We start from the raw sequence: 18115 nt of genomic DNA on the forward strand, positions 1-18115 counted from the left end.
AGTCTGAATCATGTCGATACCCCGTACCGGCCGCCGGCCGATCAGGTTCGCAGCGTTGGGCGCCGCAGCGCTCGCCGCCGCACTCGCGCTCTCCGCCTGCAGCGGTTCGCCGGAAGCGGCGCCGTCCGGCTCTGCGGGCCCCGTCGCCGAGAAGGATCTCGCCATCGCGGCCGTGTCGGGGCCGAACTCACTCGACCCGGCGCAGCTCGTGGACGGACAGCAGCAGTTCGTGTGGTCGTCCATCCTCGACACCCTCCTCGCCAAGGAGAACAAGACGGGCGAGCTCATCCCCAACGCCGCCGAGAGCTGGGAGTACAACGAGGACGGCACCGAGCTCACGCTCACGCTCCGCGAGGGCATGACGTTCAGCACCGGTGACCCGGTGGACGCCGACGCCGTCGTCGCCACCATGCTGCGGAACAAGGAGACCCCCGGAGTCGTGCAGGTGAAGTACGGCTCGGTCTCCGATGTGACCGCGGAGGACGAACTGACGGTGAAGGTGACGTTCGACTCGTTCGATCCGCAGTTCCTCTCCAACCTGACCGGAGGCGCCGGCGCCATCGGCGACCCCGCGACCCTCGACGACGAGCGCACCGCCACCGACCCGGTCGGCTCGGGCCCGTTCACGCTCGACGTCGCGAAGACCGTGCCCGGCAGCACGTACGTGCTCACCAAGCGCGACGACTACTGGAACGCCGACGCGATCCCGTTCAAGACCTTCACCGTCCGTGTGCTCCAGGACCCGACGGCGTCGTTCAACGCACTCCAGGCCGGCGAGATCAACGCCGCCACCGTGCAGACGCAGCTGCTCGGTCAGCTCGGCGACGAGTACGCCGTGCAGCCGATCGACGCGCAGGCCGTCGCGTACCTCGACATCCTGGACCGCGGCGGCGAGAAGTGGCCGGCCCTCGGCGATGAGCGTGTGCGCCAGGCGCTGAACTACGCGATCGATCGCGAGGGCGTCCTGAAGGGCATCTTCAGCGGCGTGGGCATGGTGACGGAGCAGATCTTCAGCCCTTACGGCCAGGTCTACGACGAGTCCCTCAACGAGACGTACGACTACGACCCCGATAAGGGCAAGGAGCTCGTCGAGGAGGCGGGCTATGCCGGCGAGACCTTCCAGATCCCGAGCACCTTCCTGTCGACATCCCTCGAGCCGACCCTCACGCAGGCGTTCGCGGACGTCGGGCTCACTCTGGAGTGGGTGCCCGTGCCGCCGCAGCAGGCGCAGTCGGCGCACCTCTCGGGCGACTACCCGCTCAGCTTCCAGATCACGGGCTTCAACTCGGATCAGGCCGATGCCGCCTCGCACTACAGCACCAGCGGCTACGCCAATCCCCGCGGGTACACGGACGAGACCATCGACGAGCTCTTCGGCACGATCAACTCGACCGTCGACTTCGAATCGGCGCTGCCGGCGTACCAGGAACTCAACACCTACGCCGTCGAGCAGGCGTTCGAAGTGCCGATCGTCTTCGTCGGCGGCACGTGGGCGAGCCGCGACGGGATCGTGATGGTCGACGACGGCCGCAGCTCGGTACCGACGGTGCGACTGTTCGGCGTCAGCGAGTAAGACCATCCGGGGATGCGGGCCGTGCTCGCATCCCCGGAGCCAACCCCAGGGAACGACGATGATCTCCTACACACTGCGCCGGCTCGGCGCGGGGCTGATCCTGATCCTGCTGGTGACCTTCATCACCTTCCTGCTGCTCAGCACCTCGTTCGAGGACGTCGCGAAGACGATCCTCGGCCAATCGGCCACGCCGGAGGCGACGGCGGCGCTGATGGAGGCAAAGGGCTGGGACCGGCCGGTGCTGGTGCAGTACTTCGACTGGCTCGGCGCCGCGGTCCGCGGTGACTTGGGGACGTCGGTGTACACCTCCCTCCCCGTCGGACCCACCGTGCTGCAGCGACTGGCGGTCACCCTATCGGTGATCATCCCGGCGCTGATCCTGACGGTCATCATCTCGACGGTCCTCGGCGTCTGGGCGGCCTCCCGCGGTGGCGTCGCCGACCGCCTGTCGCAGGGGATCTCCCTGGTGGGCTACATCGTGCCGGGTCTCCTCCTCGCGATCGGGCTCGTCGTCATCTTCGCCGTCCAGCTGAAGTGGCTGCCGGCCACCGGCTACACGCCTCCCGGCGAGGATCCGGCGGCGTGGGCGCGGAGCATCACGATCCCGGTGATCGTGCTCGTGATCGGCGGCGTCGCCAACATGGCGGCCCAGGTGCGCGGCCGCATGATCGACGAGCTCCGCCGCGACTACGTCCGCACGCTCCGCACCCGGGGAGCCTCGACGACCTCGATCGTGCTGCGCCATGCCCTGCGGAACGCCGCGAGCCCGGCGCTGACGGTCATGTCGCTCGAGTTCATCGCCATGTTCGGCGGTGCGCTCATCATCGAGAACGTCTTCGCGCTGCCCGGCTACGGAAGCTTCGCGTTCAACGCGTCCCTGCAGGGCGACATCCCCGTGATCCTGGGCATCACCGCCTTCGGCGTGCTGCTCGTCACGGTGGTCAATCTCCTCACCGACCTGGCCAACGGCTGGCTGAACCCGAAAGCGAGAGTCCATTGAGCGACGACCGTGGACCCATGATGGAGGCGATGACGACGCCGAGCACAGAGCTCATCGTCGCCATCGAGGATGCGGTGACCGCCTCGCGGACGCCGATGTGGAAGCGCCTGCTGAAAGATCCGCAGTTCGTGATCACGGCCAGCATCCTGCTGCTCATCTTCTTGATGGGGGTCCTCACCCCGGTGCTGACGCAGCAGGGGCCGAACGACGCCGATCTCTCGATGGTCAATGCGCCGGTCGGCACGCCCGGCTATCCGCTGGGCGCCGACGAATCCGGCCGCGACATCTGGACGCGACTCCTGCACTCCATCAACACGGCCGCGATCTCGGCCCTCATCGGTGCGGGCGTGGCGCTCACGGTCGGTGTGATCGCGGGCCTCGTCGGCGGGTACTTCGGCGCGGTCACCCGGGCGTCGACGGAGTGGCTGTTCAGCCTCATCATGACCTTCCCCGGCATCCTACTGCTGATCATCCTCATGCCGGTGACCGGAGGCGACTACCGGTTCACCATGCTGATCTTCGGCGTGCTGCTCTCGCCGGGCATCTACCGCATCGTCCGCAACCTCGTCGTCGGCGTCAAGAACGAGCTGTATGTGGATGCCGCGCGGGTCTCGGGCCTCGGCAACCTGCGCATCCTGAGCCGCCATGTGCTCTTCGTCGTCCGCGGTCCGATCATCATCGCCGCCGCGTTCATGGCCGGTTCCGCCATCGCCGTGCAGTCCGGCCTCGCCTTCCTCGGCGTCGGCTCGCTGCAGATCCCGAGCTTCGGCTCGATGATCTCCTCCGGCTTCCGCAACCTCTACATCGCTCCGACGCAGTTCCTCTGGCCCAGCCTGCTGCTCGGCGTCATCACCGCGTCCCTGGTGCTCCTCGGCAACGCGCTGCGCGACACCCTCGAGGGCTCCAAGCCGACACCGGTCAAGGTGGGCTCCGGCCAGCGCGTGGCCTCCGGCGACGACGTCCGGCCGCGGCGGTCCGGTGCGCTGCTCGAGATCACCGATCTCGGCATCGCCTACCGCGGTCCGAGCGGCCGGCCGCGCGAGGTGGTCCGCGGGGTGTCCCTGTCGGTCGCGCGCGGCCAGGTCGTCGGCGTCGTCGGTGAGTCCGGATCGGGCAAGACGCAGACCGCCTTCGCCACGCTCGGCGTGCTCCCGGCGGAGGCGGTGATCACCCGCGGCTCGATCCTGTTCGACGGCCAGGAGCTGGTGGGCCTGACCGACGCCCAGATGCGGCCACTGCGCGGCAAGGCGATCGCGTACATCCCCCAGGAGCCGATGTCGAACCTGGACCCCTCGTATCGCGTGGGATCGCAGCTGGTCGAGGGTGTGCGCTCCGCGCTCGGGGTCTCGAAGCGCGAGGCGAAGTCGCGCGTTCTCGCTCTGCTCGAGCGGTGCGGCATCGCGGATCCCGAGCGCACGTTCGACTCGTATCCGCACCAGATCTCCGGTGGCATGGCCCAGCGCGTGCTGATCGCAGGCGCCGTCGCCAGTCGCCCGCAGCTCCTGATCGCGGATGAGCCGACCACGGCGCTGGACGTCACCGTGCAGGCCGAGATCCTCGACCTGCTGCGCGATCTGCAGTCCGAGCTCGACATGGCGATACTTCTCGTCACCCACAACTTCGGCGTCGTGGCGGACCTCTGCGACCGCATCGTCGTCATGCAGAAGGGGGCTGTCGTCGAGGCGGGATCCGCGCTCGAGATCTTCCAGAATCCGCAGGACGACTACACGAGGATGCTGCTCGGCGCGATCCTCGATGACGGATCGGTCCGCGCCGATGAGCCCGCAGCTGCGCCGGCGGAAGGGATCCTGCGGTGAGCCTCCTCGAGATCGATGACCTGCGCGTCGGCTTCCCCGGCCGCGGCTGGAGGGCGAAGCCCGTGGAGATCCTGCACGGCGTCTCGCTCGACGTGAACGAGGGGGAGACTCTCGGCCTGGTGGGGGAGTCCGGCTCGGGCAAGACCACGATCGGTCGCGCGGTGCTGGGGCTCGTCAAGCCCTCGGGCGGCAGGATCGTCTTCGACGGCGAGGACATCACCACAGTGGGGACACGGGAGCGGCGGCGCCTGGCCAGAGACATCCAGGTGGTGTTCCAGGATCCGTACACCTCCCTCAATCCCTCGCTCACCGTCGGCGACATCCTCGCCGAGCCGCTCGTCGTGCAGGGCGCGACGCCGAAAGATGCGCGGGCACGGGTGCGGACGCTCCTGGACCAGGTGGGACTTCCGGCGGACGCCGCAGAGCGACTCCCGCGCGAGTTCTCCGGTGGTCAGCGCCAGCGTGTCGCGATCGCGCGCGCCCTCGCGCCGAAGCCGAAGCTCATCGTCTGCGACGAGCCCGTCAGCGCCCTGGATCTGTCGACGCAGGAGCGGGTGCTCGAGCTGTTCATCGACATCCAGCGCGCGACCGGCGTCGCCTACCTCTTCATCTCGCACGACCTGACGGTCGTCCGCCACATCAGCCACCGCGTGGCGGTGCTGTACCGCGGAGACCTCGTCGAGACCGGGCCGGCGGCCCTCGTGACGTCGGACCCCGAGCACGACTACACGCGACGGCTGCTTCTGGCATCACCCGTCGCCGATCCGGTGGTTCAGCAGCAGCGGCGTGAGGAACGTCGCAAACTGGTGACGGCAGAGAGAGTAGTGACAGCCTGACATGACGCAGCTCCCCATCCTTCACGGATTCCACCCCGACCCCTCGATCTGCCGTGTCGGCGACGAGTACTACCTCGCCACATCTTCTTTCGAGTACTTCCCCGGTGTGCCGATCTTCCGCTCGCGCGACCTCGTCGAGTGGACGCAGCTGGGGAACGTCCTCGATCGTCCGTCGCAGCTGAACGTGCGCACCGGGCTCGCCGGGGCGAGCGGCGGGATCTATGCACCGACATTGCGTCACCACGGCGGACGTTTCTGGTTGACGACGACGAACATCCATGACATCGGCCGAGGACAGCTCATCGTCCACGCCGACGACCCCGCGGGTCCGTGGAGCGAGCCCGTCTACACCGGGGGCCTCCTCGGGATCGATCCCGACCTCTCGTGGGATGACGACGGAGTGTGCCGGATCACCTGGAGCGACGTCATCCGTCCCGGCATCTCCCAGGCGATAGTCGATCCCGCCAGCGGCGCCGTGCTGTCGGAGCCCCAGACGGTGTGGGCCGGCACGGGAGGGGCCCACGCGGAAGGGCCGCACCTGGTGCGCCGCGGAGACTGGTGGTACCTGATCGTGGCGGAAGGCGGCACGGGCCCCGGTCACATGGTGACCGTCGCGCGCTCGCGACAGCCCGAGGGTCCGTTCGAGTCCTCGCCCACGAACCCGGTCCTGACGCATCGCAGCACGAGCGCCGACGTCCAGTCGACGGGGCACGCGGACCTGGTGGAGCTCGCCGACGGCACCTGGGCGATGGTGTTCCTGGGGACCAGGCCCAGAGGCACGTTCCCCCGTTGGCACACGAACGGCCGAGAGACCTTCCTCGCGGGCATCGACTGGGTGGATGACTGGCCCGTCGTCGAGGAGAGCCGCTTCGACGTCGCCGCGCCCGACACGGCCTTCGAGGACGGCTTCGGGGGCGCCGAGCTGGACGCGCGGTGGGTCGCACCCGGGGTCATGCCCGCGTCGTTCGCCGTGCCTGGTGAGGGCGGGGTGACGCTGAGCCGCGGCGCGTCGGGAGAAGCCCGTCCGCTGGTCACGCGCGTCCGCGATCAGACATGGTCGGCCCAAGCCGATGCGCTCGGCGACTTCGCGCTGTCCGTCCGGATCGATGATGCGCATCGTGTGAGCATCGAGCGCATCGGGGACGAGCTGGTCGTGCGCGGCGTGATCGGCCCGCTCGACGGAGTCCTCGCCCGCGCCGATGCGCCCCGCTCCACCTACTCGCTCGAGATCCGCGCAGAGGAGTTCGAAGCCGAGCGCGGGGCGCGGCGGGGCCCGGATCTCGTCAGGCTCGGCTACGCGATCGACGAGTTCGTCGAACTCGCGCGCGTGGACGGACGCTATCTCGCCACCGAGGTGGCGGGCGGTTTCACCGGTCGCGTCGTGGGCGTCGAGGCGACCCGCGATGACGTCGTTGTGACCAGGTTCGCGTACCGGGGGCTCTCTTCACGAGCCTGACGGCGGCAGGTCCTTCGCGAGTTCCGGCGCCAGCGTCGCGAGGAAGGACTGCACCGTCTCTTCGACGTCGACCGCCTCGCGATCGAACAGCCACTGGGTGTGGAGGCCGTCCATCACCGCGATGGTGATGGCGGCAAGGGATGCCGGGGGCAGGGGCGAGGACAGCCGCCCTTCCTCGTGCAGCCTGTCGAACAGCCGGGTCATGAACCCGCGGACGTTCCGGTAGCGCTGGGCGAAATACCCGTGCGCGGGATGCCCGGGTGCCGTGGCCTCGCCGGTGAGCACGGCGCCGAGTTCGACGAGGCCGACGTGGCGGTCGCGATCGACCAGCGTCTCGGCCATCCCTCGCAGCATGTCGAGGGGATCGGCATCCGGTGCGAGCGCGGAGTGGGTGCGCAGGTACGCCGCGCTGCGCTCGTCCTGCAGGTCGAGCACCGCCGTCAGCAGGTCCTCCTTGCGGGGGAAGTGATGCAGCAGACCGGTGTGGCTGATGCCCGCCCGACGGGCGATCTCGGCCATCGACGCGCCGTGGAATCCGGAGTCGCCGAATGCCGACAGGCACGCGGCGATGATGCCGCGGCGGACTTCGGCGGTCTTCGCGTACTGCGCCATCGGCGCCCCCTCAATTTAGTGAGACCTTTCGAATTCTATGTTAGCCTGGGGTCTGGCAACCGGTTGACGGTTCATTCGAGCGAGACAAGGATGTGCGATGACGAACTTCCCGGACGGCTTTCTCTGGGGCGCGGCGACCGCGGGACACCAGATCGAGGGCAACAACGTCAACAGCGACTGGTGGGCGCGCGAGCAGCAGATGCCAGGCATGGAGCCCTCGGGCGACGCCTGCGACAGCTACCACCGCTACCGCGAAGACATCGACCTGCTGGCCGACGCGGGCCTCACCTCGTATCGATTCAGCCTGGAGTGGTCCCGCATCGAGCCGTTGCCGGGGCGCTTCTCCCGCGCAGAGCTCGCGCACTACCGCCGCGTGATCGAGGCGTGCTTCGATCGCGGCGTCACACCCGTCGTGACGCTGCAGCACTTCACCACGCCGCAGTGGTTCGCCGCCGCCGGCGGGTGGGCGGCACCCGATGCCTCCGAGCGCTTCCAGCGGTTCACGACCGAGGCGACGACGATCCTCGACGGCGTCGAGTGGGTCGTGACCATGAACGAGCCGAACATGCAGGCGGCGATCATGACCGCGATGCGCCGCATGCAGCAGGCCGGTGACGGCCAGTGGCAGAGCCCCACGATCGAGAGCGACGGTGCGGGCGACCCCGAACGCAAGGAGACCTCGCACAGCGAGTTCCTGACCTACGCCGACCCCGAGATCGGCCGGAGCTTCGTCGACATCCACCATGCGGCTCGCGAGATCGTCCGCGCCAGGACCGGCGCCAAGGTGGGCTGGACCATCGCGGCCGGCGCACTCACGGCGGCTCCGGGCGGCGAGAAGAAGCTCGAGGAGATCCGCTACGGCAAGGAGGACCTCTACTGGGAGGGTGCTCGCGGCGACGACTTCGTCGGCGTGCAGGCGTACTCGAGCCAGGAGGTCGACGCGAACGGCCTCGTGCCGCACCCGCAGAACCCCGACAACACCCTGGTCGGCACCGCGTACCGCCCGGACTCACTCGCCATGGCCGTCCGTCACGCGTGGACCGTCTCGGAGGGCGTGCCCATCGTGATCACCGAGAACGGCATCGCGACCGCCGACGACACCCAGCGCATCCGCTACACGGATGCGGCGCTCCGAGGCCTGCAGGCGGCGATGGCCGACGGCATCGACGTGCGCGGCTACCTGCACTGGAGCCTGCTCGACAACTACGAGTGGGGTCACTGGGGCCCGACGTTCGGACTCATCGCCGTCGACCGCGAGACCTTCGTCCGGACGCCGAAGCCGAGCCTCGGCTGGCTGGGCGAGGTCGCGCGCCGCAACGGTCTGGCCTGAGCCGACTTCGGGGACGAAAGGAGCCAGTGTGGCTGTCGATGCCGCCGGCAGCGGGCCCCCGCCCGCAGACGGCGTCCGGCCGGTCTCCGCGCACGACGCGCTGGAGGCGGCGGAGGAGCGCGTTCCCACCGGGAACGTCGCTCTTCCGCAGCCCCCGGCGGGGCCCGGCGAGCGGTCGGAAGCGGATGCCGCGGACCTGCCGCGCGTCCCGCGATGGCAGCTCGTGCTGCTGGTCGCGGCCACCTTCGGCGGCGGGATGGCCATGGTCGTGCCCATGGCGTACTCGCTCGCCGTCCGCCTCGATCAGCTTGCGCCCGGACGCACCGACATCCTGGGCTACATCCTGGGGATCGGGTCGGCAGCGACCCTGGTCGTCGCCCCGCTGACCGGCATCCTGAGCGATCGGACGCGCACGCGCTGGGGTCGCCGACGGCCCTTCACCATCCTCGGACTCGTCTTCGGCATCGCCTCGATCCCCGTCATGGCTCTCGCACCCGACCTCGTCTGGCTCGGCGCCGGCTGGGTGCTGTCGACAGTCGGCTGGGGGACCGCGGCCGGCTCCGTGGGCAACTGGCAGGCCGACCGCCTGCCGGCAGACCAGCGCGGCAGCGTCTCGGGGCTGACCGGTCTCATGATGCAGATCTCACCGGTCGTCGGCATCGTCCTCGTCGGCCCGCTGCGCGACGACATCCTGCTGGTCTTCGCGGTTCCCGCCGCGATCGCCACGCTCTTCATCGGCTTGTTCGTGGTGTTCGCCCGAGAGCCCGACAGCCGTGGGATGCTGCCGGAGAGCCGCCTCACGCTGGGCGGAGTCCTGCGCAGCTATGGGTTCCGCCCGCGGGAGGTGCCCGATTTCGCCTGGAACTGGCTCGGGCGCTTCGTCTTCTTCCTCGGGCTCACCCTCACCACGAGCTTCTCGGTGTTCTTCGTCGCGCAGCGCCTCGCACTGCCGGTGGCCGATGTCGCCGGCGTGCTGGCGCTGACCTCCAGCCTCAGCATCGTGTCGGCCACGCTCGGTGCGATCGGCGGCGGATGGCTGAGCGACCGGCTGAGGCGACGCAAGCCGCTGATCCTCATCGGCGCACTCCTGTTCGCGGCCGGGTGCGCCGTCTCGGCCTTCGCCTACGGGCTGCCGCTGGTCATCGCCGGCACGCTGCTCTCGTCCCTGGGCATCGCCACGTTCTCGGCCGTCGGCCAGGCACTCGTCCTCGACGTGCTGCCCGAGCGCGAGACGCAGGCCGGCCGCTACATGGCGATCACGATGTTCGCCCAGAAGATCCCCGGAGTCGTGGCGCCGCTCGCCGCGCCCGCTGTGCTGGCGATCGGGTCGGGCGGGCAGAACTTCACCGCGCTGTACCTCACCGCCGCCGCGCTCGCCGTCGTCGGCGGATCCATCATCACCCTCAGGGTCCGCGGCATCCGCTGACCCGCCAACCGACAGGAAACCGCATGGCCTATCCCTTCGCCGACGTCTCGTCCGCACCGCTCTCCGACCTCCTCTCGCTCGCGGGACGCCGCGCCCTCGTCACGGGCGGCGCGCAGGGTCTCGGCAAGGCGATCGCGCTGCGCCTCGCCGAGGCGGGCGCTTCCGTCGCGATCGCCGACCTCGACGAAGGACATGCGGCCGTGGCCGCCCGCGACATCGCCGATCGCTTCGGCGGCGCAGCGGTCGGCGTCCGCATGGACGTCGCGGATGCGGCATCCGTCGCCTCCGGCGCTCGATCCGCCGTCGAGGCCCTCGGTGGCCTGGACGTCTGGGTCAACAACGCCGGGATCTTCCCGAGCCAGCCCCTCGTCGAGATGCCGGACGAGACCTGGGAGAAGGTCTTCGCCGTCAACACCCGCGGCGTGCGCAACGGGGCGCGTGAGGCGGTGAACCGCATGCCGGAGGGCGGCGTCATCGTCAACGTCGTCTCCACGGCGGGCTTCCGCGGCATCGCCCCGGGGCTGTCGGCGTACGTCGCGTCGAAGCACGCCGCGCGCGGGCTCACCAAGCAGCTGGCGCTGGAGCTGGCGCCCCGCGGCATCCGCGTTCTGGGAGTCGCCCCGAGCTACGTGCCGACCGAGGGCAACATCGCGATGGCGGCCGCCGCGGTGGAGCAGATGGCCGCAGCCGGCGTCGACCCCTCGAACATGCCGTCGGCGATGTCGCAGAGCCTCATCGGCCGCACCGGAACGCCCGACGACATCGCGCGCGTGGTGCTGTTCTGCGCGAGCGACCTCTCGATGGTGATGACGGGAAGCACGCTCCTGGCAGACGCCGGCGAGACCATCTGATGGCAACCGGTTGCCTTACTTTCTCAAACCTGATCTACTAGACCCGTACACCGCAGCGCAGCGCAGGAAGGCCCATCGATGCTGAAGCCCACGCCCACCCCCACCCGCGAACTCGTCAACCTCGACGGCGTCTGGCGGTTCGGGATCGACACGCGGCTCGGCGAGCAGCCGTGGACATCGCCGCTGACGAGCCCGCTCGAGGCTGCCGTGCCGGCCAGCTACAACGACCTGTTCACCGACGCCGAGATCCGCGATCACGTCGGCTGGGTGTACTACCAGCGCGAGGTTCGCGTTCCTCGCGGCTGGGCCGGCGAGCGCATCCTGCTCCGCTTCGACGCCGCCACCCATGCGGCGCGCGTCTACGTGGACGACGAGCTGGTCGGCGAGCACGTCGGCGGCTACACGCCGTTCGACGTCGACATCACCGACCGCGTGCAGGCCGGTGGCGCCTTCCGCCTGACCGTCGCCGTCAGCGGCGAGCTCACGAACGAGACCATCCCGCCCGGCAAGATCGAGGTCGGCATGACGGGCAAGCGGACGCAGACGTACTTCCACGACTTCTACAACTACGCCGGCCTGGCACGCTCCGTCTGGCTCTACTCGGTGCCGGCCACACGCATCGACGACGTCACCGTGGTGACCGGCTTCGAAGGCGCGACGGGCCAGGTGGACTACCGCGTCGACGTCGTCGGCGACGCCGACGTCCGCGTGCGGCTGGCGGATGCCGCGGGGGCGGTCGTCGCCGAGGGCACCGGTGCCGCGGGCACGCTGTCGGTGGCCGACGTCGTGCTGTGGAAGCCGGGCGCGGCGTACCTGTACCAGCTCACGGTCGAGGCCGTGCGCGGCGACGAGGTGCTCGACTCGTACCCGGTCGCCGTCGGCATCCGCACCGTCGAGGTGCGCGGACACGAGTTCCTCATCAACGGCGAGCCGTTCTACTTCACCGGCTTCGGCAAGCACGAGGACGCGGCCATCCGCGGCAAGGGCCACGACGACGCCTACATGGTGCACGACTTCCAGCTCATGGAGTGGTCGGGCGCGAACTCGTTCCGCACCTCGCACTATCCCTACGCCGAAGAGGTGCTCGACTTCGCCGACCGCCACGGCGTGGTGGTCATCGACGAGACGGCCGCGGTCGGCCTCAACATGGGCGTCGTTGGAGGGATGACGGGCACGCCGCCGTTCCCCACGTTCTCGGAGCGGTACGCGGGCGCCGCCACGCACGCCGCGCACGCCCAGCACCTGCGCGAGCTCATCGGGCGCGACAAGAACCACCCCTCCGTCGTGATGTGGTGCATCGCGAACGAGCCGGCCTCGAACGAGGACGGTGCCCGCGAGTACTTCGAGCCGCTCGTGACCCTCGCCCGCGAGCTCGACCCGACGCGCCCGATCACCTATTCGCTGGTGATGTTCGCGACCTTCAAGAACGACCAGATCGTCGACCTCTTCGACGTCGTCAGCATGAACCGCTACTACGGCTGGTACATCGCGACGGGCGATCTGAAGACCGCCGAGATGTACCTGCAGGGCGACATCCAGGGCTGGGTCGAGCGCACCGGCAAGCCGATCATGATGACCGAATACGGTGCCGACACGCAGCCCGGCCTGCACTCGGTGTGGGATCAGGCGTGGACCGAGGAGTACCAGTCGGACCTGCTCGAGATGTACCACCGCGTGTTCGATCGCTTCCCCCAGTTCGTGGGGGAGCAGGTGTGGAACTTCGCCGACTTCGCCACCTCGAACGGCATCCACCGCGTCGACGGCAACAAGAAGGGCGTCTTCACCCGCGATCGCAAGCCCAAGTCAGCCGCCTTCGCGCTGCGCCGTCGCTGGCGCGGTCTCGACGGCCGCAAGCCCGGCCCCGACGCCTGACCCCTCCGGAGGAACATCATGATCATCGACAGAGCCGAAGTCATCGTCACCAGCCCCGACCGCAACTTCGTGACGCTCAAGCTCACGACGGCGGACGGCATCACGGGGCTGGGCGACGCGACGCTGAACGGTCGCGAGCTCGCGGTCGTCACCTACCTGACCGAGCATGTGGTGCCTCTGCTCATCGGCGCGGATGCCTCGCGCATCGAAGACACCTGGCAGTTCCTGTACCGGTCGGCGTACTGGCGGCGGGGTCCCGTGACGATGGCCGCGATCGCGTCGGTCGACATGGCGTTGTGGGACATCAAGGGCAAGGCGGCCGGGATGCCGGTGTACCAGCTGCTCGGCGGCGCATCGCGCAACGGGCTCATGGCCTACGGGCACGCGTCGGGCAAGGAGCTGCCCGAGCTGTTCGACTCCATCCGGGCGCACCAGGAGCAGGGCTACAAGGCCATCCGCGTGCAGACCGGCGTGCCGACGCTCAAGGCGATCTACGGGATCGCCGCGCAGGGCGCCGACGTCGGCGACGCCACGGTCCGGTACGACCACGAGCCTGCCCGGCGCGGGGCGAAGCCGGTGGAAGAGGACTGGGACACCCGGGCGTACCTGAACCACCTGCCCGGCGTGTTCGAAGCGGTGCGGAACGAGTTCGGTCCCGATGTGCCGCTGCTGCACGACGGGCATCACCGGATGACGCCCATCCAGGCCGCTCGCCTGGGCAAGGACCTGGAGCCGTACGACCTGTTCTGGCTGGAGGACTGCACGCCGGCGGAGAACCAGGAGGCACTCCGCCTGGTGCGTCAGCACACCACCACGCCGCTCGCGATCGGCGAGATCTTCAACACGGTGTGGGATTTCAAGGACATCATCCGCGACCAGCTCATCGACTACGTGCGCGGCGCCGTCACCCACATGGGCGGTATCACGGCCCTCAAGAAGACGCTGGACTACGCGGCGATGTACCAGATCAAGTCGGGCATGCACGGGCCCACCGACATCTCGCCGGTCGGCATGGCGGCGGCGATGCACCTGGGCCTGGCGATCCACAACTTCGGCATCCAGGAATACATGAAGCACGGCGCCAAGACCGACCAGGTCTTCGAGCAGTCGTTCACATGGACCGACGGGTACCTGCACCCCGGCGACAACCCCGGGCTCGGCGTCGAGCTGAACGCCGATGAGGCGGGCAAGTACCCGTACGAGCAGGCCTATCTGCCCTACAACCGTCTGCTCGATGGCACCGTCCACGACTGGTGAGCGGAGCGCGATGACCGGCCGCGGCGGGCGGGAGGATGCCTCCTCCCGCCCGCGCGTCGTCGTCATGGGTGTCTCGGCGTCGGGCAAGACGTCGGTGGCGGCCCGGATCGCCGAGGCGATCGGTGCGCGCTTCGTCGATGCCGACGACCTGCACCCCGCGCCCAATGTCGCCAAGATGGCGGCCGGCACACCGCTCGACGACGACGACAGGTGGCCGTGGCTCGACGCCGTCGCCGTGACGCTCGCCGGGGACGACGCACCGGTCGTCGCGTGCTCGGCGTTGAAGCGGTCGTACCGTGACCGGCTCCGCACCGCAGCGCCCGAGGTCGTGTTCGTGCACCTCACCGGCTCGCCGCAGCTTCTGACGGCTCGAGCCACGGGCCGGGAGGGGCATTTCATGCCCCCCGCCCTGCTGCGCTCGCAGCTCGACATTCTCCAGCCGCTCGAGCCGGACGAAGCGGGCATCGAGATCGCCATCGACGCGCCGGTCGGCGAGATCGCGCAGACTGCACTTGAATGGATGGACGCGCGTGCGCGCTGACGAATCGACGACAGGAGTCGCGGTGGAGGAACTGCCCCCGGAGCTCGCGGCCCGGATCAAACGCCGGGGCGGTGCGGCGACGATCTACGACATCGCCGAGCTCGCGGGAGTCAATCCCTCCACGGTCTCGCGCGCGCTCAGCAAGCCGGGCCGCATCAGCGAGAAGACCGAGGCGAAGATCCGCGCCGCGGCCGAGCGCCTCGACTTCCAGTTCAACCCCATGGCGCGCGCGCTGCCGACGGGTCGCAGTCAGACCATCGGCCTCCTCGTCGCCGACATCACGAACCCGGTGGTGTTCGGCATCGTCCGCGGCGCCGAGCATGCGGCCGCCAAGGCGGGCTACACCCTCGTCATCGCCGAGTCGCAGGAGTCGGGTGAAGCCGAGGCCCAGGCGATCTCGCGTCTGCTGCCCAGCGTCGACGGCCTCGTGCTCGCCACCACGCGCCTCGCCGACGAGAAGATCTCTGCGCTCGCCGAACGCAAGCCGATGGTTCTCATCAACCGCCAGGTCGGCGACGTCGCCGGGGTGCTTCCCGACGTCGAGAGCGGCGTGAACGCGATGATGGACCATCTCGCGGAGCTCGGCCACACCTCGATCGTGTACCTCGCCGGCCCGGAGACCTCGTGGATCAGCCGACGTCGCTGGGAGTCGCTGCTCGACGCGGCCGAACGCCTCGACGTCGGCGTGGTCGAGATCGGCCCGAACAGCCCGACGATCGAAGGCGGACGCGAAGTCCTCCGTCGGGTGCTCGCCGCCCGGGCGACCGCCGTGATCGCCTTCAACGACCTCATGGCCATCGGCCTGATGCAGGCCGCCGCGACCGCCGGCATCGACGTCCCCGGCGTGCTGAGTGTCGCGGGCTTCGACGACATCTTCGGGAGCGAGCTGATCGTCCCGCCGCTGACGACGGTGCAGGCGCAGCTCGAGCTCGCGGGCGAGCGTGCGGTCGAGAAGGTGCTCGCGCGACTCGAAGAGAGCCGCGACGCGATCGACGACGGTCTGCTTGCGACGACCCTCGTGGTCCGCGGAAGCACCGGCCCCCGCGCCTCCGGTCGTTGAGCGAGCGAGGAACGAGCGAGACGAAACGTCCTGCCCGCGGCGACGGCCTCGCGGCCCCAGAGCGACTCGTCAGTCGGTCACGGGCATGCCGGCGCGTGCGGCGCGCAGATAGTCCAGAGAGGTGTCGATGGCCGCGAAGACGTCGCCCTCGACATTGTCGAACTCGATGACGTCGTACTCGACGGAGCGAGCGGACCGAAGGATGCCGGCGATGTCGAGGATGCCCTGCCCGAGCGGCTTCTGGTCGAGCTGTTCCGCTGCATAGCCCCCGGCGCCGAAGGGATCGCGGATGCTGCTGCCGTCCTTGAGATGCAGCGCGGCGACGCGACTGCCCAGCCGCCCGAGCAGCGCCGGCACATCCTGTCCTGCCATCGCCGCCCAGTACACGTCCACCTCGAGGACCACGGCCGGATCCAGCCTCGACACGAAGTACTCGTACGCCGTCGTGCCGCCGATGCGGTGATGGAACTCGAACGAGTGGTTGTGGTACCCGACGCGCACGCCCGCAGCGGCGGCCTCGGCGGCGGCCGTATTCAGGCGCTCCGCGGTCCGCTCGACGTCGGCGCCGCTCTGCCAGCGATCCGCGGGCACCATCGGATCGATCAGCGTGTGCACGCCCAGCGCCCGAGCCGCCTGCAGCGTCATGCCGAGCGGCGGCAGCGCCACGCGCCGCCCCTCGTACTCGATGTCGTCGGAGAGGAACGGCGCGTGCGCGGTAGGCGCGGAGAGTCCGTGGCGAGCGAGCGCGGTCGCCGTCTCGGGCACACGGTCGTACAGCGAGAAGGGCTCGACAGAGCGGATGCCGAGCCCGGCCAGACGCTCCAGCGTGCCGTCGAGGTCGGCGAGGTGATCGCGGACGGTGTAGAGCTGGACGGAGATCGCCGGACGCGGCATCCGTTCAGGCCTTCTTCTCGTCGGCCGAGACTTCAGCCTCGGCCTGGGCGTCCAGACGCTCGGCGGCGAGGAGCTCGAGCTCGGCGTGCGTATCGACGCCGACCGAGCCGCCGACGATGACCGGCGGGGTGGGGCTGAGCTCGGTGGCGTGGTGGGCGGTCTCGCCTCGCGCCTCGAGTTCGGCCTGGGCCTGGGGCAGGATCAGCCGGTCGAACCGGCCGTAGACCATCATGACGACGAAGACGCCGGCGAACAGCGCGAGCGGGAACCACGAGTACAGCGCGACGATGGCGGAGTTCGCGGCGGGGGCCTGCGTCTCTGCGGCTCCGTCGTAGCCGGCGACGGTGAGGACGAGCCCCACGAACGCGCCGGCGAGCCCCGCACCGATCTTGGTGAAGATGCCGACGATCGCGCCGATGGTGCTTTCCAGGCGGCGGTTGCCCTTCCACTCGTTGTACGAGCAGAGGTCGAGGATCAGCACCGCGGCGAGATAGCTCACCGGCAGCAGAGCGAGACCCGTGAACAGCCCGCCGACGATCAGCACCGGGATGCTGGCGCCCGCGAACGCGTTGATGGTCGAGCCGATCATGCCGGCGACGGCGCCGGCCATGATGATGCGGGAGATCGCGAACCGCTTCATGATCACGGGCAGGAAGATGATGCTGGGCAGGATCAGGATGCCGGCGCCCAGGACGATCGACTGCATTCCCAGATCGCCGACCACGTAGCGGAAGTAGTACGCGCCGGCGCCGGCGCCGTTGATGGCCGACGCGAAGAGCTGCAGCGCCGCGATGGCGAAGATCCATGTGTTGCCCTTGAGGGCGACCAGGATGTCGCGCACCTTCACGGGGGGAGAGCCGGCGTCGGCGGTCAGATGCGTCTCCTTGACGAAGACGAACCGGGACATCCCGATGATGGCGAGCGGGATCGCGAACCACGCGATCGCCGACGACCACCCTTCCGGCGACTTGCCCGCGGCGTTCAGCACCATCGGCAGGGTGACGGTGACGGCGATGGCGCCGAGCGAGGTCACGATGCCGGAACGGGTGGTGACCTTGGCGTAGACGCGGCGGCCGTGGAACGCGCGGGCGAGATAGAGGTTGTCGTTCGCATCGAGCAGCGTGCGGAAGACGGCCTGGATCATGATGAACGTCACGAAGACCCAGATGATGCGGCCGGTCTCGCCGAGCGCCGACGGCGTGGAGAACATCAGCCACGTCGTCGCCCAGATGCCGATGATCGCGAATTCGTAAGGGCGGGCCTTGCCCCAGCGCGTCTCGGGACTGCGGTCCACGATGTACGCCGCGACGAGGGCCAGGGCGGCGTTGCACAGGTTGCTCACCAGCAGGAGCACGCCCACCACCGCGGGGGACAGGCCCAGAGTATCGGTGCAGTAGATGGCGACGTAGCCCAGGATGATGAAGTTCGCCGCGGCGGAGAGGCCGGCGCCGGCCCAGGCGACGAGCTTGCCGAAGGGCAGGCGTTCGGTGGGCACCGTTGCGGTGCTGGTGGGGGCGGCCATGGGCAGAACTCCTTTGTCGTGCGTGCGACGACGGGTTGTCGCGCGACAAGTACATCACGTATCCTCGA

The 18115-nt window shown here is 69.3% G+C and carries 15 protein-coding genes; 12 read left to right on the forward strand and 3 right to left on the reverse strand.

The window, feature by feature from the left end:
• Positions 1-10 precede the first annotated feature (10 nt).
• The 5 genes from MRBLMI12_RS11730 to MRBLMI12_RS11750 are packed head-to-tail and all read left to right on the forward strand — an operon-like array spanning position 11 to position 6682.
• Entirely contained in the window at positions 11-1573 is a 1563-nt protein-coding gene (locus tag MRBLMI12_RS11730; RefSeq protein WP_363356651.1) for an ABC transporter substrate-binding protein, read from the forward strand.
• A gap of 58 nt (positions 1574-1631) precedes the next feature.
• Positions 1632-2573, forward strand: coding sequence for an ABC transporter permease (locus MRBLMI12_RS11735; RefSeq protein ID WP_363356652.1), 942 nt, complete (start codon positions 1632-1634; stop codon positions 2571-2573).
• Between the two features lie 29 nt (positions 2574-2602).
• Entirely contained in the window at positions 2603-4390 is a 1788-nt protein-coding gene (locus tag MRBLMI12_RS11740) for a dipeptide/oligopeptide/nickel ABC transporter permease/ATP-binding protein (RefSeq protein WP_363356653.1), read from the forward strand.
• Complete coding sequence (locus MRBLMI12_RS11745) at positions 4387-5226, forward strand: ATP-binding cassette domain-containing protein (RefSeq protein ID WP_363356654.1); 840 nt, start codon at positions 4387-4389, stop codon at positions 5224-5226. The genes MRBLMI12_RS11740 and MRBLMI12_RS11745 overlap by 4 nt, the downstream gene beginning before the upstream one ends.
• Position 5227: 1 nt before the next feature.
• Positions 5228-6682, forward strand: a complete 1455-nt coding sequence (locus MRBLMI12_RS11750; RefSeq protein ID WP_363356655.1) for a glycoside hydrolase family 43 protein — start codon at positions 5228-5230, stop codon at positions 6680-6682.
• Here MRBLMI12_RS11750 and MRBLMI12_RS11755 read toward each other — a convergent pair.
• Positions 6671-7294: a TetR/AcrR family transcriptional regulator gene (locus MRBLMI12_RS11755; protein WP_363356656.1), complete on the reverse strand. Its 624-nt coding sequence runs from the start codon at positions 7292-7294 to the stop codon at positions 6671-6673. The two genes, MRBLMI12_RS11750 and MRBLMI12_RS11755, sit on opposite strands and share 12 nt — an antisense overlap.
• A 97-nt stretch (positions 7295-7391) precedes the next feature.
• Here MRBLMI12_RS11755 and MRBLMI12_RS11760 point away from each other — a divergent pair, with 97 nt between their 5' ends.
• The 7 genes from MRBLMI12_RS11760 (at position 7392) to MRBLMI12_RS11790 (ending at position 15631) form a co-directional block, all read left to right on the forward strand.
• On the forward strand, positions 7392-8624 hold the full coding sequence (locus tag MRBLMI12_RS11760) for a family 1 glycosylhydrolase (protein ID WP_363356657.1): 1233 nt from the start codon (positions 7392-7394) through the stop codon (positions 8622-8624).
• 28 nt (positions 8625-8652) lie between these two features.
• On the forward strand, positions 8653-10050 hold the full coding sequence (locus MRBLMI12_RS11765; protein WP_363356658.1) for an MFS transporter: 1398 nt from the start codon (positions 8653-8655) through the stop codon (positions 10048-10050).
• A 23-nt stretch (positions 10051-10073) separates the two neighbouring features.
• Complete coding sequence (locus tag MRBLMI12_RS11770; RefSeq protein ID WP_363356659.1) at positions 10074-10901, forward strand: SDR family NAD(P)-dependent oxidoreductase; 828 nt, start codon at positions 10074-10076, stop codon at positions 10899-10901.
• 78 nt (positions 10902-10979) lie between these two features.
• A complete protein-coding gene (gene uidA / locus MRBLMI12_RS11775) occupies positions 10980-12773 on the forward strand; it encodes a beta-glucuronidase (RefSeq protein WP_363356660.1) in 1794 nt (597 codons plus the stop codon).
• 18 nt (positions 12774-12791) lie between these two features.
• Complete coding sequence (gene manD / locus MRBLMI12_RS11780; RefSeq protein ID WP_363356661.1) at positions 12792-14030, forward strand: D-mannonate dehydratase ManD; 1239 nt, start codon at positions 12792-12794, stop codon at positions 14028-14030.
• Entirely contained in the window at positions 14008-14571 is a 564-nt protein-coding gene (locus MRBLMI12_RS11785; RefSeq protein WP_363356662.1) for a gluconokinase, read from the forward strand. Before manD ends, MRBLMI12_RS11785 begins: the two co-directional genes overlap by 23 nt.
• A gap of 22 nt (positions 14572-14593) precedes the next feature.
• Positions 14594-15631 carry a LacI family DNA-binding transcriptional regulator gene (locus MRBLMI12_RS11790; protein ID WP_363356663.1) on the forward strand — a complete coding sequence of 346 codons (1038 nt, stop codon included), beginning with the start codon at positions 14594-14596 and terminating at the stop codon, positions 15629-15631.
• A 69-nt stretch (positions 15632-15700) separates the two neighbouring features.
• On the opposite strand, the gene MRBLMI12_RS11795 is transcribed toward MRBLMI12_RS11790, so the two are convergent.
• Together MRBLMI12_RS11795 and MRBLMI12_RS11800 are read right to left on the reverse strand one after the other, a co-directional pair.
• On the reverse strand, positions 15701-16525 hold the full coding sequence (locus MRBLMI12_RS11795) for a sugar phosphate isomerase/epimerase family protein (protein WP_363356664.1): 825 nt from the start codon (positions 16523-16525) through the stop codon (positions 15701-15703).
• A 4-nt stretch (positions 16526-16529) separates the two neighbouring features.
• Positions 16530-18047, reverse strand: coding sequence for an MFS transporter (locus MRBLMI12_RS11800; protein WP_363356665.1), 1518 nt, complete (start codon positions 18045-18047; stop codon positions 16530-16532).
• Between the last annotated feature and the right edge of the window lie 68 nt (positions 18048-18115).

Origin of the sequence: Microbacterium sp. LMI12-1-1.1 (genome assembly GCF_040676455.1) — a bacterium.
GTDB lineage: Bacteria > Actinomycetota > Actinomycetes > Actinomycetales > Microbacteriaceae > Microbacterium.